We start from the raw sequence: 25,490 nt of genomic DNA on the forward strand, positions 1-25,490 counted from the left end.
TATAGCCGCGAATGATGCGGGTAGGAGGTGTTGCACAGTTTGTTCGACACTTACAAAAAAAGAGTGTCAATTGCACGCCCTTGAAGGGCCTTTTTTTGTGTGAATAGTAGTAAGGGAGGAAATTTTGGGATGGCAATGTTAAAAAAATGGCTGCTTACGTCGTTAATGGCAGTTACACTTGTATTTGTTTCTTTTGCGAATACAGTACATATTACGTTTGCTGAAGGAAATACAGCAAAACTTGCAATTATTGGTGAATCACAAAAGGGCATTATGTTATGTCCAAAAGAAGAGCAAATTAAAGATGGGGAAACAGCTTTAAGCTTGCTACAAAAAGTCATGGGGGACAAAGTAGAAGCTGAAACGATGTCGTTTGGAACGTATGTAAAAGGCATTGACGGCTTAATGGCTGGAGCTACAAGCGGCTGGCTGTATGATGTAAATGATAAATCTGCAGAAGTTGGAGCGGATAGTTATAAATTAAATGCTGGAGATGTTGTTGTCTTTCGTTTTGTGGCAGACTGGAGCAATATGAGCCAGGAAACATTACAACAAACATTAGATAAATTTGGTACTTGTAAAACGGCAGAAGAACCAAAAACAGATGATCCAAAACAAGAAAAACCAGAAGAACCAAAGACAGATGATCCAAAACAAGAAAAACCAGAAGAACCAAAAACGGATGATCCAAAGCAAGAGAAACCAGAAGAACCAAAAACGGATGATCCAAAACAAGAGAAACCAGAAGAGCCAAAGACGGATGATTCAAAACAGGAAAATCCAGATGGAACAAAAACACCAGAACAACCAAAGCAAGAGAACATTCAAGTTCCAGCAGTACAAGTAAATGACGCGATTTCTAAGACATCTGAAAAGATGTTACAAGATGGAATTGAAAGTGATTGGGTAGCGTTAGGTCTTTCTAGTTCTGGAAAGGATATACCAATCGAGGCGAAATTAAATTATGTTAAGGCTGTAACTGAAAAGGTAGAAAAGCGCGTTAATCGTTTTTCAGCGACAGATTTAGCTAGAACGATTATTATGATGAATGCCATGAATGCAGACCCAACAAAGGTAGGCGAACATAATTTAGTTCAAAAATTGTACGAATCAGATAAAGTGAATTCTGTTACAGGTTATACATTTGCTTTACTTGCATTTGATACGAAGAAATATGAAGTTCCAGTAGATTCAAAATGGAATCGAGTTGCTTTAGTAGATGCGCTTTTAAACGCGCAGCATACGGATGGCGGCTGGACTTATGATAGTGCAAGCAGTAAAGACAGTGCGAGTAGCGTTGATGTAACAGGTATGGTTTTATCAGCATTAGCTCCTTATCAAGACCGTGAAGATGTGAAACCAGCTGTGCAAAAGGCTGTCGCATACTTATATAATGAACAACTAGAAAATGGTGGTTTTTCTGCTGATGGACAAGAAAATTCTAATAGTGTTGCGCAAGCAATTATTGGATTATCACTTGTGAAAGATGTAGATCAAAACCGTCTACATAAGGCGATGCAAAATCTATTGTCATATCAACTTCCAAATGGTGAATTTAAATGGTTACCAGGCGATCAAAACGGTAGCGGAATGGCAACAGAGCAAGCGTTATTAGCTTTACTTCAGTTTAAAGACCTTGGAAAATCGATTTATGACTGGTCAACTGAATCTGTTACTGAAATTAATCCAAAACCAAATGTAGATTCGGAAAATGTTGTAGTGGAAAAAGAAGTTACTGAACAACCAGAAGAACAAAAACAAGTGCAACAAGAAACAAAAGATGACACTTTAAAAGTTGTTGTGGATAACGAACCGGCTAAAAATAAAAAATCCGGAAACGGTAGCACATTACCGAAAACAGGAGCATCTTCTCATAGTGCAGCGACAGAAGTAGGTATGGGTGTATTATGTATTGCTTCTGCATATGTATTATGGAGACGTAAAGCAGCTTAACAAAAATTAGGAGCAATCATTTGCTCCTAATTTTATTATGAAAGGTGAGAGACAACATGAGTAAGATGAAATGGTTTATTTCTTTACTGCTTTCACTTGGGCTACTTGCCGGATGTGAAGAGGCAGCTGTAAAGCCTGAGAAGAAAGTAGAACCGAAGCAAGAAGAAGTAGCAAAACAAGAAGAGAAAAAAGATGAAGCGAAACCGGAAGAAAAGCCGGAGGAAAAACAAGCCGAGCAAGATCAAAATAAGCAAGACGAACAGAAAGAGAAACAAGAACAAAAAGTAGAAGAGAAGCCGAAAGAAGAAAAGCCGCAGGCACAGCCAGAAGTAAAGAAAGAAGAGAAACAACAGGAACAACCGAAAGAACAACCAGCTGTAAATAAGCAACCAGAACAGCAAAAAGCACAAGAAGAAAAACAACAGCAACCGAAAGCACAAGAAGTAAAAGAAGAAGCGAAGGTTGTGAATCAGCCGAAAGAAACACCGAAGCAGGAACAGAAGCTTGATCCGAATAAAGAGGAGAAAACGATACCGACTCCGCCAGTACCAACTCCTGAACCACCAAAATCAGATCCAGTACCTAAACCGCAAGTAAAACAAGTTACGATCTCAGTAAAAGGTAATGAAGGATATTTATTAGGAGCAAAAAAGGTTGATGTACAAGAAGGCGATACAGTTTATAAAGTATTGCAGCGTACAGGTTTAGATGTGGATGCGAGTGGATCTAAAGGTGATATTTATGTAAAAGGTATTAATGATTTATATGAAATGGATGTAAATGATAAAAGCGGATGGAAATATCGTGTAAACGGATCGTTTCCAAACCGTAGTGCTGGTGTAGTTACAGTGAAGCCAGGAGATACAATCGAATGGGTGTATGTATACTAAATTAAGAAAGGCATTCGGTAAAGGACTATGAAAATAAGTTTTTCTTCTTTACATCCTTTTGTGAATTTTTTCTATTATATTGGGGTGATGATACTATGTATGATGTGTCTTCATCCTCTTTTTTTAATTGGGGCAATACTATTAATTGTTATTTTAAATGTGATGCAAGGGAATAGCGAAAAGGTAAGAAAGATGTTACCGAGTACAATCGTTTTCTTTGTTATGGTCATTTTATTTAATTCGTTATTCACGCATAGAGGCCGAACGACATTATTTTGGGTAGGTGATAGCCGTATTAAACTTGAGGCAATTATGTTTGGGCTAGTAATGGGGTTATTATTAGTTGCGATTATGTTTACGTTTGCTTCGTATAATGATATTATTTCAAGTCATAAATTTTTATATTTATTTTCTAGAATTTCACCGAAAGTAGCATTGTTAACGATGATTACAGTGAGATTTGTTCCTTTGTTTATGAGACGATTACAGAAAATAACACTCGTCCAAAAGACAAAAGGTGTACAAGTAGATGCAGGTTCCATTGTGGAACGCGTAAAAAATGGTATGCAATTATTGCAAGTATTATTAATTTGTTCATTAGAAGATGCACTGCAAACGGCAGATTCTATGCAAGCTCGTGGATTTGGTGTAACGAAACGTACGACATATATTCGCTATAGAATGGAAAGACGAGATTGGTATACGCTCAGTTATTTAAGTATTCTATTTATAATTGCTATCATATGTAGTACGTATGGCGGAGGAAAGTTAATCATTTATCCGAAAGTCGAATCTATTTTATTTCAGCAATACGATGGGATGATGTTTATCGTATTTACGATGTTTATTAGTTTACCAATTATAATGGAAGGAAGGGAATGGATATGGTGGCGCATGCAGAAATAAACAATTTATCATTTGTATATGCTGATGAAAACGAAAAAGCGTTACAGCATATTTCTCTTTCTGTTCAAAAAGGAGAGTTTATTGCACTTGCCGGCGGATCAGGATCCGGGAAGACGACTTTATTAAAACATTTTAAAAAAGAATTACTTCCAATTGGTAAGCGTACTGGGGATACATATTATGATGGTACTTTATTAGAAAATGTACCTGATTTGTTATCTGCTCAAGAAATTGGTATGGTATTTCAAAATCCAGAAAATCAACTCGTAATGGATACAGTTATTCAAGAATTAGCATTTTCTTTAGAAAATATTGGGTTACCATCACATATTATTCAAAAACGAATAGCAGAGCTTATTAGCTTCTTAGGATTTCAAGATTTATTGCACCAATCTGTTCATACGTTATCTGGCGGACAAAAGCAACTTGTTAATTTAGCTGCGGTATTAGTTATGCAGCCAAAGTTATTATTATTAGATGAACCGACAGCACAATTAGATCCAATTGCCGCAAAAGAGTTTTTAGGATTGTTAAAGCGTATTAATGAAGAACTTGGAATTACGATCGTTTTAAGTGAACATCGTTTAGATGAAGTAATACCACTTGCAACGCGCGTTATTTGTATGAATAACGGCAGAATCGTGTATGACGGTAGTCCGAAAACAGTTGTAGCGAACATGTGGGAAGTAGAAAAGTTCCGTCCATTTATTCCGCAAATTCCAAGATTGTTTTTAGAGTGGAATGCGAAAGATATTCCGTTTACAGTGCGAGAAGCACAAATGAAAATGAATGATTTTTCAGCGATATCATATGTAAATAAGCCAATAGTACAAGGTGAAAAGCAAGAAGTCATTTTAAGTGCAGAGCATATTTCATTTCAATATGAAAAAAATAGTCCGCTTATTTTACGAGATTTAACTGTATCGATTGAAAAAGGAAAATGGGTAGCTCTCGTTGGAAAGAATGGGACAGGGAAGTCTACACTGTTAACGCTTTTAGCTGGATTGCAAAAAGCGAGAAGAGGGAAAGTAAAGTGGAATGGGAAAGTGATACATAAAATTGATTCGAAAGAACGATTTAAAAGTATTGGGTATGTATCGCAGCATCCATATTATCATTTTACATTTGATACAGTGTGGGATGAGGTGTATGAACGTGCACGTGAATTATACGGAGAACAAGGAAAAGAAATAGCAGAAGATACGCTAAAACAGTTTTGGTTGTATTCGCTTAAAGAACGCCATCCGCATGATTGTAGCGGAGGAGAGCAGCAACTACTTGCATTATGTACAACGTTATTATCAAAGCCGACTTTATTATTACTGGATGAACCGACAAAAGGATTAGATCCGTGGAAGAAAGAAAGAGTAGGAGAGCTATTTAGGAAGCTGCAAAAAGAGGGTACAACAATTGTAATGGCAACCCATGATATTGAATTTGCAGCGAAATACGTGGATCAATGTATGATGTTATTTGATGGAGCAGTCATTATGAATGACGCACCGAAAGAATTTTTTAGTGGTAACTTCTTTTATACAACATCTATTAACCGATTCATTCGAAAAGAACTGCCATATGCATTAACGTGGGAGGATGTGTACGAAGCGTGTCAAAACGATATGTTGCATTCATAATATGTATTTTTGCAGTAATAATAGGCACATTACTCTTTACGACACTTATCATGGATGGTTATTACATGTTGAGTAGTTTGTTTTTATTAGTTGTTATTATGTTACCGTTCTATATCCGTTTTGAAAGGAAGGCGTTTGTTTCACGTGAAATTGTTCTCGTTGCCGTATTAGCAGCAATTGCAGCAGTGAGCCGCGTACCATTTTCTATTTTACCGAGTGTACAACCAACTTCTTTTGTTATTATCGTTTCTGCAATCGTGTTCGGAAGTGAAACTGGCTTTATGATCGGGGCAACAGCGGCTATCGTATCTAACATCTTTTTAGGACAAGGTCCGTGGACGCCGTGGCAAATGTTTTCATGGGGGATGATTGGTTTTATAGCTGGATTATTACGTAATACATTTTTAATGACAAAGCTATGGGGAAGACTTCTATACGGGTTGTTTGTTGGATTTTTATTTGGCTGGATTATGAATTTCTGGGGACTTCTCGGTTTTATACGAGAGGCAACGTGGGAAACAGTCATTTCGTATTATATCGCAAGTTTTTATTTCGATTTGAGCCATGCAATTTCTAATGTCGTTTTCTTACTATTATTTAGTACATCTTGGATTACGATTCTTACAAGATTTAAAAAGAAATATGGCATATTAGATGAGCATAACATGGTATAGAAAAGCATACTCATATAAGGTAGGGTCGCGACTTACATATTCGTTTGCCTCTTTCATGCTTCTTACAGATTGTAAGGAGCATTTTTTATTGTCAAAAAATAGTCCAATATATATCCGTTACTATATAAAATTATTTGTATAATAGTAGGTGAGAATTATTTTCAAAAGGGAGGTGTATAGTTAATGAAGTTAGTTATTCCGAAGCAACATGGTGCATGGGCGATGCTTGTTATACCATTTCTATTAAGTGTCATACTTGGGAAACCTACTATATATCATATTCCATTGTTTATAGCTTGGTTCTTTATCTATTTAGCTACGTATCCATTCCTTATGTACATAAAGCAAAAACGAAAAAAAGAATATTTACATGCAGCAATTGTGTATTTTATCATCGCTTTTGTATTTGGGATGATTTCTCTATTATATGAATGGCGCATTCTTTTATTTGTAGCAGTCATGATTCCATTCTTTATAGTAAATATGTATTACGCTCGTCAAAAAAATGAAAGAGCATTACTAAATGACATTAGTGCGATTATTGTTTTCTGTATTGGTGGTTTAGTTAGTTATTATTTTTCAATGAAACTTATAGATAAAACAGCATTATTTATCGCGCTTATTTCATTTTTATATTTTTTAGGAAGTACGTTTTATGTGAAAACGATGATACGTGAGAAAAATAATCCGAAGTATCGCTTTATATCTTGGGGTTATCATATTCTATTAATGATCATTGTATTTGCAATTAATCCGTGGTGCTCCCTTATTTTTATACCAAGTGTCATTCGAGCCATTATATTGTATGGCAAAAAAATTTCTATTATAAAAGTAGGGATTTTAGAAATTGTGAATTCTGTATATTTTTTAATCATAACGGCAATAATTATGAAGTATGCCATTTGAAAAAACTTCCCACCTTATGATGGGAAGTTTTTTCAATCTTGTTCTAAAATGTGAACGGTGTAATCGCAGCGTTGAATAGCTTGTTCGATTGCATAAAGAGATTGTTCAATACGAGCACGATTAAAATCTTTTTCAACAGTCTGTAATGCTGCTTCTAAACATTGTTTTGCTTCTTGTAATGATTGAAAAGAGTCTTGGACATATCCGCGGGCATTTTGATGCATTTTATAATCCTCCTTGCATATTCATATATGTATAGTATGAACAGTAAAGAAGAAAATATAATTTGTTATATTTGTTTGACAATTGAAATGAAATTACGTATAGTAAGAATTAAGTGAATATTTTCTTATCCAGAGAGGTGGAGGGACTGGCCCGATGAAACCCAGCAACCGCGATGCAGGTGCTAATTCCAGCAGAACAAATTTGTTCTGGGAGATAAGACGAAGATATATACGTAACTTCTTCTTATCGGAGAGGTTTTTTTATTGCAAAAAAACCGATTACGAAAATTTCTATTATGAAGAAAGGGGTTGCGAGCTACTGTGACACTCGAAAAATACGTAAAACTGCGTAGTACAGTTTATGAATATATGATAGAGCAAGATAAGCCAATATCATTGTTAGATATTCAAGAACATATCGTTTCGCATCATGAAGGAAAATTCACGAAAAAGATGTTACATCAATTTTATTTATCAAGACTATTAGATGAACTAAAACTGGATGGGAAAATTACATTAGCTGATGAATATCTCTATACTGAAAAAGGGGTATTTTATAAAGCGAGAAAAGGGAGCTAAGCTCTCTTTTTTTGAAGTATGTAGAGTAAAAGACTGCTTAAGCAGCCTGATACAGGGAATGGTGTTGAGTGTGTAGTGTCAAAGATTGAATGTGCCTGAAAGAGGCAATTCATATCGGCTGCAAATGAAAAGAGACACCTTCGCCGAATAGGTGTCAGTCGTTTTGTCATATAGACTTGCTATTTGACAGTTATTAGAATAACATGCACAGGTTTGGAAGTCAAAAGGGAATTAAAGGAAGAGGTGTTGTTATGTACGCCTATTTGTTACATGATATAACAAAATGGATTCCTAAGTACATTATGGATCAAGGGTATGAATATTATGAAGAAGGACATGTAGAAGATGTTGAAATACAAGACAAGAAAATATTTGCTTTCGTTACTGGAAATGCAGGAGACTATGAAGTGATTATTGATCTTGAAGATTTTGCAAAAAGTAGCTGCGAGTGTCCCTATGAAAATTATTGTAAACATATGGCGGCAGTTGTTTATGATATTCAAGGTGCTGGTGAGAGTACGGTGAAAGAGAAACTAAAAGAGTTAGAAAAGGAAGAGTTATTAACGATACTACATCGCTTGTTACAAAGCTCAAAAAACATACAAATTGTAGAGAAGATGTTAAAGAAGGGGAAACTTTAACTTATAGAGGGAGTTGTTATGTATTGAATGTACTAATTGTATACGCTCATCCTAGTCCTTCCAGTTTTAACGCGGCGATTTTAAAGCATGTACAAAAAGGATTACAAGAAACAAACCATTCGGTTACGGTACTTGATTTATATAAAGAACAATTTAATCCCGTCCTTGTATTTAATGAAGAGAAGAAAAGGCGTGATTTAGTAAATGAAGAAGAAACAGCTCGGTACAGAGCATTAGTAGAAGAAGCGGATACTCTTCTCTTCATTTATCCAATATGGTGGTGGGGGATGCCAGCTATTTTAAAAGGATTTATTGATCGCATTTTCGTTGCTGGTTTTGCTTATAAATATGAAGGTGCCCTGCCGAAAGGGTTACTAAAAGGTAAGAAGGCATGGGTAATTAATACGTTAGACTCACCGTTATGGTACGTCGCACTACTATATCGATCAGCCGATTGGATTATAATGAAGAGAGGTGTTTTACGTTTTTGCGGCATTCGCGATATAAAACGATCTGTTTTTCAATCTGTGAAAACGAGTAAACGAGAGAAGCGGGAAAAGTGGTTATTACAAATAGAAGAAAAGGCTCGTACGTTATGAATGAAATGGAACGTATTATAAATTGTTGTCAGTATGATAATGAACTTTTTCGTACATATATTAATTGCTTAATTCAATTGAAGAAATGTAGTGAAACGTTTCAACAAATACAGATTCAATTAAGAAATGATTATTTAATAAGAGGGATTTGTGAAAGAGAAGTGGATGAGGTAGTAAGAGGAAGTAAAGAATATGAAACGTATTTTCTTCCTAAAGCGCTGCAGTGGAATTTCCTTAAAAATAATCAACATCTAATTGAAAAAGTATGTGGAGATTTTTTTGCATTTGAGGCATTATATCTTACGGAGATAGAGTGGAAGACCGTGATAAATTGCGTGGGAAATAAATGATTTATTATGTAAAAAAGCTAGTATAAAACTAGCTTTTCGTTTAAATAAATAAGAAACATAGACTTATGATAAATCCTGCATATAGTAAGTTCACAACGCAAAATCCCATAATATCACGAGCACCTAAACCAGCTATCGCTAATGCTGGTAATGCCCAGAAAGGTTGAATTAAATTTGTCCAAGCATCGCCCCACGCAATGGCCATTGCTGTTTTTGCAGCAGGTACACCAAGTTCAGCGCCAGCTGGAATCATAATGGGTGCTTGCACAGCCCATTGACCGCCACCAGATGGAACGAAAATATTAACGATGCCCGCACTTAAAAAAGTAAAGAGCGGGAAAGTTGTTTCGTTTGAAATGCTAATAAAGAAATTCGAAATAGCTCCTCCAAGTGAAAGGCCTTCACTATTTGCTCCGATCATCATCCCCATAATTCCTGCGTAAAACGGAAATTGAAGTAAAATACCAGAAGCACTTTTCGTGGAATCTGAAAAAGCGCGAATATATTGAATTGGAGTACGGTGGAAAATGAGTCCAGCAATTAATAACATAAAAATAACGATATCGAGTGTAAGGTTAAAGCCTTTCGTATAAAAGTAGTTGAAAGTATAAATGAGACCTAACAATCCAACGCAAAGTGTAATAATAATGCTATTTTCCATTTTTTCCGCGAACGTATTTTTTCCTGCCTCTTGAGCGGCAGCTTCTTCATGGAATACGCTAGGATCTACTGTTATTGTATGTTTTGCATCTGGATGCATCGCCTTATTAATGAGAGGCATCGTAACTAAAAAGATAATAACTGGAACGAGAGCATATGGTGAGAATAACGTTTCAGTGATTGGAATCGCTTCTTTAATACTTCCAGCTGTCGTTTTCATTAACGTTTCTCCGCCTGTTGCTAACGTAAGAGGGATAGAAGCAGAAAGCCCCGCATGCCAAATGAGAAATCCAGAGTAAGAAGAAGCGATTGCTAGTCTATAATCCAATCCTTCTAATTGTCTTGCCACTTCTTTTGCGTATAAAACAGATACAACAATACCAAATCCCCAGTTTATGTATGCCCCTAGTAAACTTACGATTGAAATGGCAATAATACCTTGTCCATTTGTTTTTGGTAGTCTTGCCGCTTTCATTAATCCTTTTTTAATAAGAGGAGCGTTTGCTAAAGCAGATCCTGTCACGAGTACAAGTGCCATTTGCATAGAAAAGGCGAGAAGTCCCCAAATGCCATTACCCCAGTGATTAATCATTTCCACAGGTGTTTGATGCGTTGCAAACATGCCGAAGAAAATAACAAAAACAGTTAATAAACATGATAATATAAACGGTTCTGGCAAGAAACGTTGCACTAAGGCGACGCAACCATTAGTAAAAGAACGAAACAAAATAGATCAACCTCCTTATGTATATGTATTACAATTATTCGAGGTTGTTTCGTTCATAACCTTTCAAAAATAGAAAATTCTGATATTTTTAAAGGGATAGAAATATGTTCAAGAAGAGTAGTACCATCATCAACTTGACAGAAAAAGTTGCTTTTCTCAAATATGAAATATTGCATATAAAAATGAATTGATGCAAATGTAAAAGCTTATTATAATGAAAGCATAAATATTCAACACATCTTTATACAGCAAAGAGGAGGAAGTAATATGGAAATCGCAATGGCAGTTTTAAAATTTTTAGGTGGAGTAATTCCTTTAGTTCAAGAACTTTTAAAAGCGTTTATGTAAGGTTATTCGTTAGCTATCATGTATCCATCATTATTATATCTTACTAAAAAAGAACGGGGTGATTTTTCTGGATATTAAGAAAAACACTAAAAGAAGAAAGTTCCTTGCATGTTTATTAGTTAGTCTATGTACCATTCATTATTCGTCTATTTCTTTTGCAGAAACACAAGCCGGTAATGCAACTGGTGCAATAAAAAATGCTAGTGATATTAATACTGGTATAGCAAATCTAAAGTATGATAGTAGAGATATTTTAGCAGTAAATGGTGATAAAGTAGAGAGTTTTGTTCCGAAAGAGAGTATCAATTCAAACGGTAAATTTGTAGTAGTGGAACGCGAGAAAAAATCACTTACAACGTCACCAGTCGATATTTCGATTATTGATTCTGTAGTGAATCGTACGTATCCAGGAGCTGTACAACTTGCCAATAAAGCATTTGCAGACAATCAACCGAGTTTATTAGTGGCTAAGAGAAAGCCTTTGAATATTAGTATAGACTTACCTGGCATGAGAAAAGAAAATACAATCACTGTCCAAAATCCGACATATGGTAATGTGGCTGGAGCAGTAGATGATTTAGTATCTACTTGGAATGAAAAGTATTCCACAACACATACGTTACCTGCAAGAATGCAGTATACAGAATCTATGGTTTATAGTAAATCACAAATCGCAAGTGCTCTTAATGTTAATGCTAAATATCTTGATAACAGTCTAAATATTGACTTTAATGCAGTTGCAAATGGAGAAAAGAAAGTGATGGTGGCGGCATATAAACAAATATTTTATACTGTAAGTGCTGAACTACCTAATAATCCATCTGATCTCTTTGATAATAGTGTTACTTTTGATGAGTTAACTCGTAAAGGAGTAAGTAATTCGGCTCCACCTGTTATGGTTTCAAATGTAGCTTATGGTAGAACGGTTTATGTAAAATTAGAAACAACATCTAAGAGTAAAGATGTACAAGCTGCATTTAAAGCTCTACTTAAGAATAACAGCGTCGAAACGAGTGGACAGTACAAAGATATTTTTGAAGAAAGTACCTTTACTGCTGTAGTATTAGGCGGAGATGCGAAAGAGCATAACAAGGTTGTTACAAAAGATTTCAATGAAATCCGAAATATTATTAAAGATAATGCTGAATTAAGCTTTAAAAATCCAGCATACCCAATTTCATATACAAGCACGTTCTTAAAAGATAATGCAACTGCTGCTGTTCATAACAATACAGATTATATCGAGACGACAACTACAGAATATTCAAGTGCTAAAATGACACTCGATCATTACGGTGCTTACGTTGCTCAATTTGATGTATCTTGGGATGAATTTACATTTGATCAAAATGGGAAAGAAGTACTAACACATAAAACATGGGAAGGTAGTGGCAAAGACAAAACAGCTCATTACTCTACAGTAATCCCTCTTCCACCAAATTCAAAAAATATAAAAATTGTAGCAAGAGAATGTACAGGTCTTGCATGGGAGTGGTGGAGAACCATTATTGATGAACAAAATGTTCCATTAACAAATGAAATAAAGGTTTCAATTGGAGGAACAACATTATACCCAACTGCTACTATTAGTCATTAGGTTTGAGTGAAGCGCCTTGTTTATAGGGCGCTTTTTTTACTTAGGTGAAAGGTAGATCGGCTTTTCTCGCCTTCAAATTCATATTTTACTCTAATAGTCTATGAAATTTAATTAATTAAATGTAAAATTTATATAGAAGATTATATGAATTTCTGAGGAACCCTAGATATATTATTCTACAATTTGACCAAATGATAGAGTGAAAGTTTTGCAATGTCTAAAACGATTTAGAAACACGAGGAGAGGATTACATTGACTATTTATGAGCAATTTATAGAGGCGCTTCAAGAAAAAATAGGCGATATTTTAACATCTGCAGAGATAAAGGACAGATTAATAACAAAATTTAATACGAAACCGGGGAGTATGAATCCTGCTGATTATTGTTATAACCAAAGGAAGAGATGTTAATAAAAATCTGTTTATATATATAAACAAAAAAACTTATAGATATGTAGGTGAAAATTATCCTTATACTGGATTAGTTTTTCACAAGCCTAAAGGGGCAGAGTTTGAATCTGTTGTAGGTGAGTGGGATAATGGGAAACTTCTTTTCTATAAGGATAAGGATCAAATAGGAATCTCACAAATTAAAAAGTTATATGAAGAATACTTTGAAATGTTAAGATTTGAAATGAATATTCTTGGTTGTAAGGCGACTGAATTAAGACATCTTATAGGTCGTCTAGGTGAATTTTTTTGTGTCCTTTACACGAATGGTGAGCTATCCAAAGTGACGAATCAGCATGGATATGATGTCATTAAAGATGGAAGAAGAATAAGTGTTAAAACAACTGCCCAAGAAAAAGGGTTTATCACAATCAATCAAAATACATTTGACCAATTCGATGACTTCTTCGTAGTTCAGTATAAAGATGATGATTTGAAAGTAATATTTTATGGGCCAAAGGAAGAGATTCCATCACTTAGACCATATGGGAATACTTATGAGGTTGATATAAATTCTTTAAAGAGAGTAGAAAAGACACTCCTATAAGGATGTCTTTTTAGTAGACGTAAGCAGCTCTAACAATGATTCTTCAGCTTTGTAATTTTTATAGGAATCATATAAAACAAAAACTATTAGTGCTCAGTGACTAATAGTTTCTATCCGGCCCCATCAAGCTAAAAAAGAACATATACCAACATAGCCTTATAGAGCTGCATTTAACTTTATTTAAAGCTTCATGTATGAGTGTTATCCAATCATTCACTTGATAGTTGAATATGCAGGTATAATCCTCATCGCTCTCATGTTTACCTGTTCTGGGTAAAAAATTAGAAATTTTAAAATATTTATTGTGTAGATTGTGTTAAATATCGTAAAATGAAATGGTACCGAAAAAACTAAAATGGTACCAAAGGTTTAGGGGGCGGATTATGAAACAAAGAATAGTAACAGAAACCATTCATCAAATTCAAACGAAGGGGTTTACATTTACAATTAGTGATTTAGCAAAACAATTAGCTGTCAGTAAGAGGACAATCTATGAGCACTTCTCTTCAAAAGATGAAATAGTAGATGAAGTTATTCGTAATGTAATAGAAAGTATTCAAGAAAAGGAAAAAAATATCGCTGAAGATGATACGTTACAAACAGTTGAAAAAATAAGACTCATCTTAATTTGCATTCCACAACAATTTACATTCATGGATGCACGTTTATTAGTAGAACTAAAAAAACATCATTATTACCAATGGTTAAAATTAGATCAGTTTTTACGTGAAGGGTGGTCTACTGTAATTGGTTTAATAGAAGAGGGAATGAGAGAAGGAAGCATAAGAAAAATTCAAATTCCGTTTTTTATTGAAGTCTATTTGGGGGCACTGAATCGCATATATGATCCTATGTTTATTGAAAAAAGTGATCATACATTAGGAAGTATGCTGGAATCTATTATGGATATGTTACTGTATGGCATTTCTAATTCGAAATAGAGGGTGGGAGAGTAGTGCAGTGGATTTATTTATGTTTAGCAATTTTATTTGAGGTAGCAGGTACAACTGCGATGAAACTATCTGATGGATTAACGAAACTTGTACCAAGCATTCTTATTTTTGTATTTTATGTAGTAAGTTTTGCATTTCTGTCATTTGCATTAAAAGGGATGGAAATGTCCGTTGCATATGCGGTTTGGTCAGGTATGGGAATTGTAACGATTACAACAATTGGTTTTATCTATTTTGGAGAAAGTATCAATATAATTAAGATAGTAGCAATTCTTTTTATTTTAATTGGGGTCGTAATTTTAAATTTTAATAGTACGGCACATGAAGCGAAGAAAAAAGAAATGGTGGAGGAACGTATACATTGAATCGATTAAAGTATTTTTTCCTTATTACTGATGTTGGGTTTGTTATATATTGGCTCATAACAATTTTTCATATAATTCCGCAAGAATATTTGTTTAAAGATTACGAAGATCCTATTTTAGTAGCATGGAATTGGTCTTTTTTTCCTCTAGATTTGTTAATCTCGTTAACGGGATTTCTAAGTTTATATTTACATTCTAAACAAAAACATATTTGGAGCCACTTTGCATTCCTATCATTAATTTTAACTTTTTGCTCAGGGTTACAAGCTCTAGCATTTTGGACAATCCGTTTAGATTTTGATATGTCTTGGTGGATCCCTAATTTATATTTATTAGTTTACCCATGCTTCTTTTTAAAAAGTGTTTGGAGAGTGTGTGGATCGTATGAGATTAACGCGAGAAAAGAATTCATGTAATATAGATAAAATTTTAAGCACATTCGAATTTTAGATTCTACAACATTTTAGCTTCTAGATCAGTTTTTTCGCCAGCCATACAGCAGAAGTTAAAACAATTTTCGAAATGAAGATAGCCGATGATTCCTATGGTAAGGAAGCATCGGCTTGTATTATGTATATTGAGTTAGTTCACGTTTCTGGAATAATTGTAATAGCGACGGTCCGAACTGGAGCCTCTATTTCGTCATCTTTACTTTGGCTATTATAGTATTTAATCATTAATTCGTTAAGTTCGTTTTGAAATTTTCCAAAGTGTTCCTCGTCTAGCTTTAATTCTACTACAGAAAAAGTAGCCTTATCTTCTTGACTGTTTTGTTCCTCTAATTTCTTAAGGTAACTTTGATATTGTGTCATAAGTGATAACTGGTAATAGGAAATGTAGTTTAACTTTTCATCATCAGATAATCCTTTCCATTCACTTCCTTCAATTTTTGCATCTTCTTCATTGATTGCGTAATATTTTTCAGAAACAGATTTCACCTTTTTTTCTTTAATTACATGGACGATACCTGAATCAACCATAGTTTGTAGCTGCCTATATAGTGTTGCTTGTGGTACATTTTTAATGATTTTTACCATTTCTAATGGTGTTAGCCCATCTTCTTTATTTCTCATTAACACTTGGCAAATTTTCATTCTTACCGGATGCATTAAAATTTCAACTTTATTACTCATTATATCACCTTATATATCGTTTTTTATTCTCATTATAAATAATGAGAATAATGATTGCAATCCATCTGTTTTTATTTTATCATTATCAATAATGATAATGAGATTTAAAAGGAGTGATGACAATGAAAATACATTATGGATTGAATGATCTTAAAGACATTGATATTATGGCTTTTCTACCCATTATATTGCCAGTTATTGCAGTGGGGGCACTTTTAGTTTTAATTGCATTCATTGATTTATATCGACATAGGAAAACAAGAAAAAATGTACTTGTATGGACGTTCATTATTCTTTTCGTTAATATATTGGGACCTATCTTGTACTTTGTTATAGGGAGAAAGGACGGTGGGAAATTATGAAATTAGAGATTAAAAATGTAACAAAATCATTTAAAGGAAAAATTGCTGTCAATAATTTCTCGATGGAATTGCAAGCGGGGGAATGCGTCGGATTAATTGGACCAAACGGAGCAGGGAAATCCACATTAATAAAAGTAATTTCGGATATTACTAATCCAACTGATGGTGAAGTTTTATTGAATGGGATAAAAATATCAAAAATGAAAAGTGAAATTGGTTATCTACCTCAATATCCTAATTTTTTTCATTGGATGACAGCGAGAGAAACGCTTACGTTTATGGGCCAACTTTCGGGGGTGAAAAAAGAAGAATTGTTAAAGTCGATTCCGAAAATGTTGGAGAAAGTTGGACTGAAGGGAGAAGAAAATACAAAGGTTAGTACATTTTCTGGTGGAATGAAGCAACGACTTGGTATTGCACAAGCATTATTGCATAAACCTTCGCTTATTGTCATGGATGAACCAGTATCCGCATTAGATCCGATCGGCCGGCGGGAAGTATTGAATCTAATTGAAGAAATAAAAAAAGATACAACCATTTTATTATCAACCCACATCTTAAGCGATGCAGAAGAAATCTGTGAGCGATTTGTCATTATAAAAGATGGAACAAAAATAGAAGACACAACGATTACGGAGCTTTTACACCGTAATCGTGAAAATAAATTAGTTATTGAAATAACAGCTAAAGATCAAAAGTGGATTGAAATTGTGAAAAAATTACCGTATGTGAAGAACGTAGAAGTGGTTGGGCTTAAAATCAAAGTGAAGGTTGAAAGTATCGAAATAAGCAAAAATATGTTATTACAAAATGCACTCGAACATAAAGTGGACATCGTTAAATTTGAAATGAGCAACGATACTTTAGAAGAGATTTTCTTGAAATTGGTGGTGCAAAATGAATAACTCAATGGTATTGATAAAAAAAGAATGTGTTCAAATGTTACGTGATTTTAAGATCATTTGGCTACCAATTGTTTTTATATGTTTAGGTGCAACACAGCCGATAGTAACTCATTATTTACCATCCATTCTAGAAGCGTTAGGTGGAGGTCAGGGAATTACAATTGATCTGAGTATGGCAGCGCAAAAAGGGGGCGAAGTATTAGCGACTACTTTGGGATCCCAGTTTGACCAGCTTGGACTTATGATTCTAGTGATTTCTATGATGGGTGCAATTCAAACAGATAAAGCTAATGGTATGCTGGCCTTTATTTTAACAAGGCCCGTTACTGTTACTTCATATGTAGGTGGGAAAATAGTGTCAAACTATGTAATGGTAGCGTGTAGTGTAACAATTGGATACGTAACGTCTTATCTATATGTAAATTTTCTTTTTACTGCCGTTCCATTTGCACACCTAATTACTGGATTACTATTTTATCTAATTTGGGTTCTTTTTATCGTATCTTTCACAACGATGATAAGTGCTATTTTTCACAGTCAAGGTATTATTGCATTAATTTCAATTGTTTTCCTTCTAGCCTGCAGAGTAATCGTCGGTTTGAATCCAATAATGGATCGGCTTAATCCAGCCGGTATGAGTAAGTATGCAATGGAAACGTTAGTCACGGGGGGCGTAAATTCAAACGCAATAATTACTGGATTACTAACTATAGTGTGGATTTTATTGACACTCTTCGTAACGTATTATTGGATTGCTAATAAAAAGTTTCATTATGAATAAACGTGATGAGGGTAATGGGTTTAAATAAAACACCCCAACAATAAAAAGCTTCCACTACTGTGGAAGCTTCTCTAACTGAAAGTGTTGGAAGTACTACGAGAACAGTGGTGCATTATGAATAAGAGACAATAAAAAAATCCTCCTGGATGCAAGAGGATTTTTTTATTGGGAATAGTAAGGATGAGGGGAGGTGCATTACATATGGGAAAAGGTAGAAGTAATAATGCTGGTAAAAAGCAACCAAATTTCGATGATTCATCTAATTTCGCTAAACAAAGTCAACCGACAGAAAAGAAGAAGAAATAAGAAAAGGAGCTCTCTTTATGAAGAGAGCTCCTTTTTAGATATATTGATGTTTCAGCACAACAGATTGTGTGTTCAATCAAATAATCATACATGTAAGGTTTAAACTCCTGCTTCCACTACTGTGGAAGCTTCTCCAAATGATGTGCAATATCAATATACATATTGGAGTAAACGGAATGTATTTCATTACTTGGCGTAGCGTTAGAAGAGAAGTGGACAATGACCATATTTGCTTTCGGATCGATGTAAAGTGTTTGTCCGTAACTACCTAACACTTCAAAAGCACCTTGTTCATTGTGCGGAATCCACCATTGATTATGATAAGAAATGGAAGCACCAGGGCCAATTGCAAGTTCACCTTCTTGCACATGTTTTATATCTTCAGTAATAGAAGAAGGTAGAATTTGTTTTCCGTTATATTCCCCGTTGTTTAATAGTAATTGTCCAAATCTAGCCATATCTCTAGCAGTTGCATTTAAACCAGCGCTCGCTTGTTCTATTTTTGTTTCATCGGTAACGTAATACGCGTTTTCTTCCATACCAATTTGAGACCATATGCGCTCGCTAACATTTTCAGCTAATGATTTACCAGTGATCGTTCGAATAATCCAAGCGAGTGTTTCTGTTGATCCGTTATTGTAAGAAAAGACAGAACCAGGCGGTGCAGTTTCTTCTGCTTCTTGTAACATATCATAAATTTTCATTGGACCATCGTAATTTTTACCTCGAGGTAAAATATTGCTTGCCAAGTATAGTTGTGCATCTTGATTTTCTAACGCTGGATGTTCGTATCCGTGAGTAGGGTATTCTACTGAAACTTGCATGTCCATTAATTGCTGTAGTGTTGCTTTTCCAAATGGTGTATTTTTTAATTCTTTTATATATGTGTCAGCCGTTTTTTCTAAGTCAATACGGTTTTCTTCAGCGAGAGATTGTATTATTGCTCCGGTAAATACCTTTGCTAATGACGCCATACCATGCGGTTCGCTCTCGTTATAGCCATTGAAATATCGTTCATAAACAAGTTGTCCATTATGTACAACGACAAACGCATCTGTTTTGTTATCGTCTAAAAGTTCTTTTAGAGGAGTTGCACTTCCAAATCTACGCTGCACGGCAAAATCATCTAAGTTTTGCAATGTGGATGGGAAGCGAGCAATTTGATCAGGATTGTTTTTTACATCATTAATTAAAGTAAATTCTTTCATATGTGTGTATGACCAACGTAAGTAAGGGTCATCTAACCAATTTTTCTTCGTCACGTTATTTTTTGATGGAGTCGTTTTATTATGTTTGAAGTATGTAAAACCGAGCCCTGTAATTACAAATATGAATGTGATTATGAGTAAGAGTAGGGGAGATTTTTTTAGTTTCATAGCGGTCCCTCCTTTTTATTTCTATTATAAGTATACGCTTCTCTTGAAAGAAATACAAAATAAGGAAAGTAAACGGGGAAGTTTACTTTCCTTATAAAAGTTAAGCGGATATTTGTCCATCTGTACGTTGTTTCTTGAATTTTTGTTTGCGGCCGTGTAATCCATAATATAGAAGTAAAGTGAAAGCAACGATAATAGCTGCGATAAAATACATATTATGGTAACTTGATTTCGCCGCGACTATACCTAAAATGAAAGAACCAAATCCAATACCACTATCAAAGAATGAGAAGTACGTAGCTGTCGCAGAACCACGTCTATGGTTTGGAGCGGCAGAAATCGCAATCGTTTGGAAGCTAGGAATTAATGTTCCATAACCTAAACCAATTAGCATACCTGCGCCAAGGAACCAAAATGACGTTTGCGCCTGACTTAAAATAAACATCCCAATTGTGAAAATAATAATAGCAGGATAAACAAGTACGTTTTCACCGAAGCGATCGAAAATTTTACCTGTAAATGGACGAGAAATGACAACAACAAGTGCATATAAAATAAAGAAGTAACTTGCAATATCAGCTAAACCGAGCTCTTTTGCATAAATAGGAATAAAGGATAAAATACCACTATAAGAAAAGGCTAAAACAAATCCTGTAAGAGCGATTGGAATAGAAGATGGTTCAAGTAAGTCTTTCCATTTCATTTTTTCTTGTTTTTGTTTGCTTACAGGTGCTTCATGTGGAATATTTACAAGTAGTCCTAATAAAAATGCCAGTAATGAAAATACGGAACAAACGATAAATAATACAGTAAACGAAAAATGAGAAATAATTGTTAAACCTAAAAAAGGACCAATTACCATCGGCAGACTCATAAATACGCCGAAATAGGCAAGTGCTTCGCCTCGTCTATGAGCTGGTGCAACATCAGTTACAATCGTACCAGTTGCAGTTGTTGCCATCCCAAACCCAATACCATGTAAGAAGCGAAGAGCAAGTAATAAAAATAAACTTTGCGCACCGAAATACATAACAGTAGCGGCTAAAAATAATGAAAGTGAAATAAATAATATTTTCTTTCTTCCTAAATCATCTAGCCATTTTCCTGTGAATGGTCTACATAAAACAGATGAAATAAGAAAAACAGTTGCAACTAAACCAATTTCCTCTGGTTTTCCTTTTAGCCCGTCTATTACATAGACAGGCAGAGTAGTCATTAGCATGTAAAATGTTAAAAAGAGAAAGAGACTACTAAAACAAGTTCCGAGGAAATCCTTCGTCCAAAGTTTTTCACTTTGCATTGTCATCCCTCCAATTTAATCTAAGTTTTTAATAATTTGTTGTAACACTTGAAATGCTTGATGTAAATCATCTTCGTTAATACCTTCTAGCGTCTTTTCTTCGAAAGTATCAACTTCTTCTTGCCATACCGGAATCATTTTTATCGCTGTTTCTGATAAAGAAATGAGCTTCTCACGGCGATCTTTTCCTTCTGTACGAATAATCCAGCCCATCGTTTCCATACGTGTTAACGTACGAGTCATCGTTGGTGATTCAACATTTAAATACTGGCACAATTCAGTTTGCGTACAAGAACCAGTTTGATTGATGCGGAAAATTACAGCCCATTGCGCACTAAATAACCCAGTGGGAGATACACGTTCATTAAATTTCTTCGTAAACTTCCGAGAAGTCTGGCTGACAATGTGAAAAAAATGTTGTTTTTCGTCCATGTATGTTGATCCTTTCAAATTAGTTACCTAGCTAACTATATACTTTTTTATTATAATTGTCTAGTAATAGACATGTTGATTTATGTAAAAATTTCGTATAGCTTTTATGTTGAGAACATACATTCTGCATGTTATTCTTTAATTAAGTAAAGAATTTTCTTTCTATTAAAAAGAATGGGGGAACTTGTGATGATTAAGCCTGCAACAATGGAGTTTGTTTCACTATCGAACGGAGAAACGATTGCGTATCAGGAAGTTGGAAGGCAAAATGCAGAAATTCTTGTACTCATTCACGGAAACATGACATCGTCACAACACTTTGATTTAGTTATTGAAAAGTTGCAAGATCAATACCATATTTACGCTCTGGATTTAAGAGGATTTGGTCAATCAACATATAATAAAGCGATAGATTCAATACAAGACTTTGCAGAAGATGTAAAACTATTTATCGACGGGTTAAAACTAGAGAAATTTTCATTAATGGGCTGGTCAATGGGCGGTGGTGTTGCGATGCAATTTACAGCGAATCATCCAACGTTTGTCGAAAAGTTAATTTTAGTAGAATCAGTAGGAATGAAGGGCTACCCAATCTTTAAAAAAGATATAAACGGGCAGCCGATTGTATCTAGTTTAGTTAAGACGAAAGAAGAAATTGCGCAAGATCCTGTACAAATTGCACCAGTGTTAGATGCGATAAAAAATATGAATAAACTATATTACCGTACAGTATGGAACTTGTTAATATATACACATAATCAACCTGAACCAGATCGCTATGAAAAGTATTTAGACGATATGTTAACGCAGCGTAATTTCGTAGATGTGAATTATGCGCTCATTACATTTAATATTTCGGATGAACATAACGGGGTTGTAGAGGGAAATAAGCAAATTCATCGTATTAAAGCTCCGACACTCGTCATACAAGGCGACAGAGATTATGTCGTACCGCAAGTAGTGGGTGAGGAGTTAGCAAAACATTTGCCGAATGCTGAATTACAATTGTTAGAAGATTGCGGTCATTCTCCGTTTATTGATTGTTTAGATGTATTTATAAAGCATGTAGAGGATTGGTTAGAAGGTAAGTAGGGTGAGGAAGAAGTTAGATGACATGTGTCTAGCTTCTTTTTTGTGGAAAAATGAAAATTATTTCATCCACTAGTCCTTTCTTATTCTATAGTAAACAATATATAATGAGTGTGGTGGATTACAAAAGGGAGAGATTAGGGATGTCGATACGTTTTACGTTTTGGATTATGGTTGGAATTGTAGCAATCTCTGGTTTGTCACAAGGGATGCTTTTACCGGCCATTGCAATGATTTTTGAACAAGAAGGGGTTAGTTCAAGTATTAATGGTATTCATGCGACGGCACTATATATTGGGATATTAGTTATTTCCCCGTTTCTTGAAAAACCGATGCAAAAGTTTGGAATGAAGCCAATTATTGTGATTGGTGGGTTTCTCGTTATCATTTCATTATTCTTTTTTACACAAACTTTTTCATTCTGGGTATGGTTTATCCTAAGATTTCTAGTTGGAGTCGGAGATCATATGCTGCATGTCGGAACACAAACATGGATTACGACAACAGCAGATCCAAGTAAAATAGGGAGACAAGTGTCGATATACGGTGTATTCTTCGGAATTGGTTTTGCCGTCGGTCCGTATTTAGCAAGCACTGTTCAGTACGGTCTTGCAACGCCATTTATTATATCTACTATACTTTGTTTAATAGGTTGGCTGTTACTATTACCAACAAAAAATGCATTCCCAGCGCAAGATGAAAGAGAAGTGAAGAGTGAATCATCATTTTCTCGTTATAAACAAGTTGTTGGATTAGGATGGATTGCACTGCTGGGACCACTTGCATATGGCGTACTGGAAGCGATGTTAAATAGTAACTTACCAGTATACGCGCTTCGAAAAGGATGGTCCGTCTCAGAAGTATCCTTCTTATTGCCAGCGTTTGCAGTTGGGGGCATTATTACACAAATTCCGCTCGGTATATTAAGTGACAAATACGGAAGGGACCGTATTTTAACGTGGACGTTCTGCATAAGTACGGGCATTTTCTTACTGGCAGCCGTATTTGATCACTATTACTGGATCGTCTTTGCCTGCATGTTGTTAGCGGGTATGGTCATTGGATCGTGCTTCTCGTTAGGACTTGGATTTATGACAGATTTATTACCGAGACACTTATTGCCAGCAGGAAATATATTATCTGGAATCGCCTTTAGTTTAGGAAGTATACTCGGACCTGTATTAGGAGGCGTATTTATAGAAAAAATACAGTATACAAGCTTTTTTGTTGCGGTTATGATTATAATAGGAACTCTCGCAATATTATATATGATCTACATGAAGAATCAATTTGCATCAAGAAAAATAGAAAGTAGGTTAGGGCATGACAAAACAACCTAATAAAAAGAAATTTGAAGTACTCGAAAACGAAACAATTACAGACTGCTTAGCACGTATGGAACAAGAAGGCTATGCACCGTCTCGCCGTATGGAAGAGCCAATCTTTCATGAAGTGAAGAAAGATGGCAAAACAGTAGTGGAACCGTGCGGTAGGAAGATTGTTTTTGAGGGGAAATTGAAGTAATACGTTATATAAAAAGAATGTGCTTTTGGGTACAAGTAAGATAAAACATATGGTCACATAAGAACGCTACTGATTTCAATATCAATAGCGTTTTTATTTTTAACAAATATATAGATCAAAATGAATTTCTGCTTGAATGGAACTAGCGAAATCAATAATATCTTTTTGTAAATACATTGCGGGCGATTCGTTATTCTCCACTTGAATTACTATCATAAAAAGAAACTCTAAACCATATTTCTTCTTGAGATGTTTTAATTGTTCTGTTTTCCCTTCAAGGGATTTTAGAATAACATACAACTGATTATTTATATCGTATGATTGTTGGTATCCAGTGCTTAAAGTCCAATCCGTCTCTTTTCTATATAGGTTTTTTGTGGATACAAGATTTGGATTATCACGTCTTTCAATAACATCTCCTTTTTTATAAGTTTTTGTAGGCTCGATACTTAGAGCCTCGGTAATTGCTTCGACAGGGAATATATCACCTGTTACATTAAAATAAGCCATAACTTTGGTTTTATCCAGAACAGTTCCTCCTCTATTATTAAAATGTTAATTTTATTACATTATAAAAATTTACGAATGTATTTACTAGAATGTAAATGTGGTTTTTTATTGGATTTTGGCGTTGGGATATGAATGATAATGTTAGATATATACCTTTGAAGGAAAGAACAATGATACAAAAGTAGGACGATTTCAAATGTATTTATTTGTATGATAAAAACAAAATATATTGTAATGTATGGGAGGGGGAATACATCATGATACAAAGCATATATGAAACGCATTTACATGTAAGAAATTTAGAAAAGGCAATAGATTTCTATCAAAATAAGTTAGGTTTAACATTAGCAAAAAAACTATCGAAAAGGCGGGTTGCTTTCTTTTGGGTAGGAGAAAATAAAAAACAAATGCTTGGGTTATGGGAAGTACATAGTAATGAAGATTTTGAGATGAAACACTTCGCTTTTCGTGTAGATTTAGATTTTTTAAAGACTGCTAGATTATGGTTAGAAGAGCGTGGAATAGAGGTAGTAGGGAGTCAGGGGAAAGGCAATGAAGAGCCAATTGTTCAAAGATGGATGCCAGCTGCAAGCGTATATTTTCTAGATTGTGATGGAAATAAATTAGAGTTTATTTCTATGTTACATGATGATCCAGATGAATTAGAATATGCAACGTATTTAAGTGAATGGGGTGCGGAGCATCAAGAGAAATAAAGTTTAATCAGTAGGAGTTTTATAGATTTGTACTATATAAAATAGATAGGAAA

The 25,490-nt window shown here is 34.7% G+C and carries 28 protein-coding genes, 1 pseudogene and 1 riboswitch; of the genes and pseudogenes, 22 read left to right on the plus strand and 7 right to left on the minus strand.

Translation table 11 applies throughout. The features are described 5' to 3' along the window. Nucleotides 1-129 precede the first annotated feature (129 nt). The 6 genes from AC0L0O_RS07900 to AC0L0O_RS07925 all read left to right on the plus strand — a co-directional run bounded on the left by AC0L0O_RS07900 (nucleotide 130) and on the right by AC0L0O_RS07925 (nucleotide 6,963). A complete protein-coding gene (locus tag AC0L0O_RS07900; RefSeq protein ID WP_473785708.1) occupies nucleotides 130-1,953 on the plus strand; it encodes a DUF4430 domain-containing protein in 1,824 nt (607 codons plus the stop codon). A 56-nt stretch (nucleotides 1,954-2,009) separates the two neighbouring features. Further along, entirely contained in the window at nucleotides 2,010-2,843 is an 834-nt protein-coding gene (locus AC0L0O_RS07905) for a DUF4430 domain-containing protein (protein WP_473785709.1), read from the plus strand. Nucleotides 2,844-2,870: 27 nt separating this feature from the next. After that, nucleotides 2,871-3,749 (plus strand): energy-coupling factor transporter transmembrane component T, encoded by an 879-nt coding sequence (locus AC0L0O_RS07910; protein ID WP_033687971.1) that lies wholly within the window; start codon nucleotides 2,871-2,873, stop codon nucleotides 3,747-3,749. Beyond that, a complete protein-coding gene (locus tag AC0L0O_RS07915) occupies nucleotides 3,722-5,383 on the plus strand; it encodes an ABC transporter ATP-binding protein (protein WP_473785710.1) in 1,662 nt (553 codons plus the stop codon). The genes AC0L0O_RS07910 and AC0L0O_RS07915 overlap by 28 nt, the downstream gene beginning before the upstream one ends. Beyond that, nucleotides 5,356-6,057, plus strand: a complete 702-nt coding sequence (locus AC0L0O_RS07920; RefSeq protein ID WP_000044899.1) for an ECF transporter S component — start codon at nucleotides 5,356-5,358, stop codon at nucleotides 6,055-6,057. The genes AC0L0O_RS07915 and AC0L0O_RS07920 overlap by 28 nt, the downstream gene beginning before the upstream one ends. 183 nt (nucleotides 6,058-6,240) lie before the next feature. After that, entirely contained in the window at nucleotides 6,241-6,963 is a 723-nt protein-coding gene (locus AC0L0O_RS07925) for a YwiC-like family protein (protein WP_000779965.1), read from the plus strand. A 32-nt stretch (nucleotides 6,964-6,995) separates the two neighbouring features. Here the strand turns inward: AC0L0O_RS07925 and AC0L0O_RS07930 are convergent, their stop codons facing one another. Next, the gene (locus tag AC0L0O_RS07930; protein WP_000554033.1) at nucleotides 6,996-7,187 is read right to left on the minus strand and encodes a hypothetical protein; all 192 of its coding nucleotides are present in this window, start codon (nucleotides 7,185-7,187) and stop codon (nucleotides 6,996-6,998) included. 122 nt (nucleotides 7,188-7,309) lie between these two features. After that, nucleotides 7,310-7,408: riboswitch (SAM riboswitch) on the plus strand. A gap of 88 nt (nucleotides 7,409-7,496) precedes the next feature. On the opposite strand from AC0L0O_RS07930, the gene AC0L0O_RS07935 reads away from it, so the two are divergent. The 4 genes from AC0L0O_RS07935 to AC0L0O_RS07950 all read left to right on the plus strand — a co-directional run bounded on the left by AC0L0O_RS07935 (nucleotide 7,497) and on the right by AC0L0O_RS07950 (nucleotide 9,356). After that, nucleotides 7,497-7,766 carry a hypothetical protein gene (locus AC0L0O_RS07935; protein WP_230459574.1) on the plus strand — a complete coding sequence of 90 codons (270 nt, stop codon included), beginning with the start codon at nucleotides 7,497-7,499 and terminating at the stop codon, nucleotides 7,764-7,766. Between the two features lie 203 nt (nucleotides 7,767-7,969). After that, nucleotides 7,970-8,407 carry an SWIM zinc finger family protein gene (locus tag AC0L0O_RS07940; protein WP_003288834.1) on the plus strand — a complete coding sequence of 146 codons (438 nt, stop codon included), beginning with the start codon at nucleotides 7,970-7,972 and terminating at the stop codon, nucleotides 8,405-8,407. A 23-nt stretch (nucleotides 8,408-8,430) separates the two neighbouring features. After that, the gene (locus AC0L0O_RS07945) at nucleotides 8,431-9,006 is read left to right on the plus strand and encodes an NAD(P)H-dependent oxidoreductase (RefSeq protein WP_001101667.1); all 576 of its coding nucleotides are present in this window, start codon (nucleotides 8,431-8,433) and stop codon (nucleotides 9,004-9,006) included. Continuing rightward, complete coding sequence (locus AC0L0O_RS07950) at nucleotides 9,003-9,356, plus strand: hypothetical protein (protein WP_001004517.1); 354 nt, start codon at nucleotides 9,003-9,005, stop codon at nucleotides 9,354-9,356. Before AC0L0O_RS07945 ends, AC0L0O_RS07950 begins: the two co-directional genes overlap by 4 nt. Before the next feature lie 40 nt (nucleotides 9,357-9,396). On the opposite strand, the gene AC0L0O_RS07955 is transcribed toward AC0L0O_RS07950, so the two are convergent. Then, complete coding sequence (locus AC0L0O_RS07955) at nucleotides 9,397-10,743, minus strand: short-chain fatty acid transporter (RefSeq protein WP_070171986.1); 1,347 nt, start codon at nucleotides 10,741-10,743, stop codon at nucleotides 9,397-9,399. Between the two features lie 406 nt (nucleotides 10,744-11,149). Here AC0L0O_RS07955 and alo point away from each other — a divergent pair, with 406 nt between their 5' ends. The 5 genes and pseudogenes from alo (at nucleotide 11,150) to AC0L0O_RS07980 (ending at nucleotide 15,419) form a co-directional block, all read left to right on the plus strand. Beyond that, complete coding sequence (alo, locus tag AC0L0O_RS07960; protein WP_473785711.1) at nucleotides 11,150-12,688, plus strand: anthrolysin O/cereolysin O family cholesterol-dependent cytolysin Alo; 1,539 nt, start codon at nucleotides 11,150-11,152, stop codon at nucleotides 12,686-12,688. A gap of 252 nt (nucleotides 12,689-12,940) precedes the next feature. Next, nucleotides 12,941-13,685: pseudogene (locus tag AC0L0O_RS07965) on the plus strand (DUF7225 domain-containing protein). A gap of 383 nt (nucleotides 13,686-14,068) precedes the next feature. Then, nucleotides 14,069-14,626: a TetR/AcrR family transcriptional regulator gene (locus tag AC0L0O_RS07970; RefSeq protein WP_000813655.1), complete on the plus strand. Its 558-nt coding sequence runs from the start codon at nucleotides 14,069-14,071 to the stop codon at nucleotides 14,624-14,626. A gap of 14 nt (nucleotides 14,627-14,640) precedes the next feature. Then, nucleotides 14,641-15,003 carry a DMT family transporter gene (locus tag AC0L0O_RS07975; protein WP_001198607.1) on the plus strand — a complete coding sequence of 121 codons (363 nt, stop codon included), beginning with the start codon at nucleotides 14,641-14,643 and terminating at the stop codon, nucleotides 15,001-15,003. Further along, nucleotides 15,000-15,419 (plus strand): YvaD family protein, encoded by a 420-nt coding sequence (locus tag AC0L0O_RS07980; protein WP_473785712.1) that lies wholly within the window; start codon nucleotides 15,000-15,002, stop codon nucleotides 15,417-15,419. The genes AC0L0O_RS07975 and AC0L0O_RS07980 overlap by 4 nt, the downstream gene beginning before the upstream one ends. Nucleotides 15,420-15,590: 171 nt before the next feature. Here AC0L0O_RS07980 and AC0L0O_RS07985 read toward each other — a convergent pair whose 3' ends face one another. Next, on the minus strand, nucleotides 15,591-16,136 hold the full coding sequence (locus AC0L0O_RS07985) for a transcriptional regulator (RefSeq protein WP_000066854.1): 546 nt from the start codon (nucleotides 16,134-16,136) through the stop codon (nucleotides 15,591-15,593). A gap of 122 nt (nucleotides 16,137-16,258) precedes the next feature. Here AC0L0O_RS07985 and AC0L0O_RS07990 point away from each other — a divergent pair, with 122 nt between their 5' ends. The 3 genes from AC0L0O_RS07990 to AC0L0O_RS08000 are packed head-to-tail and all read left to right on the plus strand — an operon-like array spanning nucleotide 16,259 to nucleotide 18,184. Then, nucleotides 16,259-16,498 (plus strand): PLD nuclease N-terminal domain-containing protein, encoded by a 240-nt coding sequence (locus AC0L0O_RS07990; RefSeq protein WP_000690909.1) that lies wholly within the window; start codon nucleotides 16,259-16,261, stop codon nucleotides 16,496-16,498. Next, nucleotides 16,495-17,403: an ABC transporter ATP-binding protein gene (locus AC0L0O_RS07995; RefSeq protein ID WP_000764112.1), complete on the plus strand. Its 909-nt coding sequence runs from the start codon at nucleotides 16,495-16,497 to the stop codon at nucleotides 17,401-17,403. Before AC0L0O_RS07990 ends, AC0L0O_RS07995 begins: the two co-directional genes overlap by 4 nt. Then, nucleotides 17,396-18,184: an ABC transporter permease subunit gene (locus AC0L0O_RS08000; protein ID WP_042511032.1), complete on the plus strand. Its 789-nt coding sequence runs from the start codon at nucleotides 17,396-17,398 to the stop codon at nucleotides 18,182-18,184. Before AC0L0O_RS07995 ends, AC0L0O_RS08000 begins: the two co-directional genes overlap by 8 nt. A gap of 422 nt (nucleotides 18,185-18,606) precedes the next feature. Here AC0L0O_RS08000 and AC0L0O_RS08005 read toward each other — a convergent pair whose 3' ends face one another. The 3 genes from AC0L0O_RS08005 to AC0L0O_RS08015 form a co-directional block, all read right to left on the minus strand. After that, nucleotides 18,607-19,866, minus strand: coding sequence for a serine hydrolase domain-containing protein (locus tag AC0L0O_RS08005; RefSeq protein ID WP_001982469.1), 1,260 nt, complete (start codon nucleotides 19,864-19,866; stop codon nucleotides 18,607-18,609). A gap of 100 nt (nucleotides 19,867-19,966) precedes the next feature. After that, complete coding sequence (locus AC0L0O_RS08010) at nucleotides 19,967-21,166, minus strand: MFS transporter (RefSeq protein ID WP_001190331.1); 1,200 nt, start codon at nucleotides 21,164-21,166, stop codon at nucleotides 19,967-19,969. Nucleotides 21,167-21,181: 15 nt separating this feature from the next. Continuing rightward, the gene (locus tag AC0L0O_RS08015; protein ID WP_000343680.1) at nucleotides 21,182-21,598 is read right to left on the minus strand and encodes a MarR family winged helix-turn-helix transcriptional regulator; all 417 of its coding nucleotides are present in this window, start codon (nucleotides 21,596-21,598) and stop codon (nucleotides 21,182-21,184) included. Nucleotides 21,599-21,772: 174 nt separating this feature from the next. Between AC0L0O_RS08015 and phaZ the strand changes: the two genes are divergently transcribed. The 3 genes from phaZ (at nucleotide 21,773) to AC0L0O_RS08030 (ending at nucleotide 24,211) form a co-directional block, all read left to right on the plus strand. Further along, nucleotides 21,773-22,690 carry an intracellular short-chain-length polyhydroxyalkanoate depolymerase gene (gene phaZ / locus AC0L0O_RS08020; RefSeq protein ID WP_147790721.1) on the plus strand — a complete coding sequence of 306 codons (918 nt, stop codon included), beginning with the start codon at nucleotides 21,773-21,775 and terminating at the stop codon, nucleotides 22,688-22,690. Nucleotides 22,691-22,830: 140 nt separating this feature from the next. Next, nucleotides 22,831-24,027 (plus strand): MFS transporter, encoded by a 1,197-nt coding sequence (locus AC0L0O_RS08025; protein WP_000027640.1) that lies wholly within the window; start codon nucleotides 22,831-22,833, stop codon nucleotides 24,025-24,027. Next, the gene (locus AC0L0O_RS08030; protein ID WP_000166303.1) at nucleotides 24,011-24,211 is read left to right on the plus strand and encodes an NETI motif-containing protein; all 201 of its coding nucleotides are present in this window, start codon (nucleotides 24,011-24,013) and stop codon (nucleotides 24,209-24,211) included. Before AC0L0O_RS08025 ends, AC0L0O_RS08030 begins: the two co-directional genes overlap by 17 nt. Nucleotides 24,212-24,310: 99 nt before the next feature. Here AC0L0O_RS08030 and AC0L0O_RS08035 read toward each other — a convergent pair whose 3' ends face one another. Then, a complete protein-coding gene (locus AC0L0O_RS08035; RefSeq protein WP_000323180.1) occupies nucleotides 24,311-24,721 on the minus strand; it encodes a DUF4279 domain-containing protein in 411 nt (136 codons plus the stop codon). A 257-nt stretch (nucleotides 24,722-24,978) separates the two neighbouring features. Here AC0L0O_RS08035 and AC0L0O_RS08040 point away from each other — a divergent pair, with 257 nt between their 5' ends. Next, nucleotides 24,979-25,437, plus strand: coding sequence for a VOC family protein (locus AC0L0O_RS08040; protein ID WP_000616183.1), 459 nt, complete (start codon nucleotides 24,979-24,981; stop codon nucleotides 25,435-25,437). Nucleotides 25,438-25,490 lie beyond the last annotated feature (53 nt).

Source organism: Bacillus sp. GS3m_15504, assembly GCF_055825275.1.